This is a genomic window from Geomonas sp. (assembly GCF_056994735.1).
In genome coordinates, this window is record NZ_JBXKJL010000509.1 from 1 (window position 1) to 2,319 (window position 2,319).

Below are 2,319 nucleotides of genomic sequence, written 5' to 3' on the forward strand. Positions count from 1 at the left end.
TCTCAGCAGTGATACACAGGAGCAGAAAATCATTGCCCACATTATCAGGGAGAAACAGAAAGAACTGAAACGGATTAATGAGAAGCGGAAAAGTATCGATGTAAAATTCGATACCCTCCTTGACGGCCATGAGAAGAACCTGATAACAGTTCCGGGGATCGGCATGGTGCTTGCGGCAAAAATCGGTGCTCATGCTGACAGTCTGGATCGGTTTGCAACTATCGATAAGTTTTTGCAGTACGCCGGGATTGCGCCTCTTGAGAAAGGATCAGGAAAGATAAAGAAAACTGTGCAAAATCACAAGGGCAACAGATCTCTCGACAACGCCATGTATATGATTGCACTCAGCCAGATCAACCATAATCCGAAAGCAAAGGAATACTACCGGAAAAAGCTGTCGGACTGGAAAACAAAAAAGCATGCTTTACGTTGTGTAATGAAGCGGATTGCCTTGCCATCTATCAGTTTTGGAACGATCGGTATTGACGCCGCGAATCGGCATGTGATTGAAGGATCCCGCCTTCAGCGGACCCAGGACATGCATTGTGGACGGCATCACCCGAATTGCGGGCAGCATCAGCGCAGACCTCGAGCAGCGGCTGCCCGGCCAGCGTAAAACCCAGCGGGAGAAGTTGGCGCTCCTGGTGGCCACGATGCTGGATGTGCGTAGCGTGAACCTGATGGACTTGGCGGCCGGGCTGCCGCGAGCCGCAGACCGGACGGACATGCGTTACCAGTGGATCACGCGCCTTCTCAGCAATCCCCTGGTCATCAGCGACGAGATCATGGAACCGTTTGCGCGTGAGGTTCTGGACCGGGCGGCGGCGGCGGGCGAGGCCGTGGTCTTGATCCTGGATCAGTCGAAGGTCTCCGACCGCCATCAGGTTCTGATGCTGGCGTTGCGCTTTGGCGAGCGGGCCTTGCCACTGACGTGGCGGGTCGAGGCGACAGCGGGCGCCATTGGCTTCGAGACCCAAAAGGCGCTCCTGGAGGCGGTGCTCCCGTGGCTGCCCACCGGGGCGACGATCCGGCTCATGGGCGACCGCTTCTACGGCACCGCCGACCTGATCCGACCTGATCGGTTGGTGCCAGGATCGCAACTGGGACTACCGACTGCGTCTGAAGGGCAACCTGACCGTCTTCGACGGCATCGAAACGACTACGACGGCCGCCTGTGCCAAAGAGCGGATCTTCTACTTGGAGGATGTCGAATTGACGGCCAAGCGGGCACGCACCCACATTGGCATCCTCCACGACCCCGGCCATCCCGAGCCCTGGATCATCGCGATGTCCGAACGGCCGGGCTACTTGCGCATCCTGGAATACAGCCAGAGGTCGGGCATCGAGCCGATGTTCTCGGATTTCAAGTCGCGCGGCTTCGGCGTCGAAGACACACAGATCCGCTACGCCGACCGTCTCGACCGCCTCATCCTGGTCATGGCCCTCGCCCTCTATTGGGCAGTGTCCACCGGACAGTGGGACGCGCTGCATCACGCCACACCCAACGAAAAAAAAGCGTAGCCGATCAACCCAAGAAAGTGGCTCGCAGCCGAACCTCCTGGTTCACCCGTGGCCTCCGCCGCATCGTCAAACTCGTCCGATCGTGCCTGCCGCTCCCGCCTCTCTGGGAGGCAAGGCTAAACTGATAGATGCTAAGCCTGTACGCTCTGATGTCCGCTTTCAAAACCTAGAGGCGAACGCTCCCGTCCCCCGGTGTATTGGAGGTTCGCGAGAGAATGTCCGGATCGTGCATGGCAGGAGATGGAGCCGAAAGACGTCGGTGAACAAGCTCTGATACGCGGGTTGGCTACCGCCTGACCGAGACTTCGGCTGGGGCTTCCCCCTGTCTAAGAGCGGGCGTCGATGGGCGATCGGCCACCTAGCGTAGTCGGGGATTCCCCTTCCGCGGCTCCATCTCCAACCATACACGACCCGATGCTGCGGGATGCCTGCTCCTGTCCTCCGTTGCTGTGATCACTGTTCACCTTGTTCGGTGTTCGATGACAGCCAGGGCCACCAAGCCAGGGTGGCGCTCCAGGCTGCCAACCACGTCAGCGGCAGCCTCCAGAGTTGGCTTGAGCCATCGCCTGGCCAAGAGAGGCCTGGATCAAGGGGGCACGCGCGTTGCCATGGCCAGCCTCTCACGGCGAAACGGCGGTGGGCGCCACGTGCTGGGCGATGGCCCAGAGGAACGCCGCCATTTCCCGCGCGATGGCCGTGGTCACGACGGGGTGTCAATACCGTTTGAATCTTGGTCCTTCCGCATTCTTGGTGCACCAGCTTTGAGAGAATTCCAGCTTGTCCTTTCTCCAGCATCAT

General features: G+C 59.1%; 1 protein-coding gene and 1 pseudogene. Both read left to right on the forward strand.

Going from position 1 to position 2,319, the window contains the following annotated elements:
* A partial coding sequence (locus tag AC11W3_RS21335) for a transposase (RefSeq protein ID WP_484093737.1) occupies positions 1–616 on the forward strand: 616 nt, incomplete at its 5' end.
* Positions 543–1,521: pseudogene (locus AC11W3_RS21340) on the forward strand (transposase). The gene AC11W3_RS21335 and the pseudogene AC11W3_RS21340, both read left to right, overlap by 74 nt.
* Positions 1,522–2,319 lie beyond the last annotated feature (798 nt).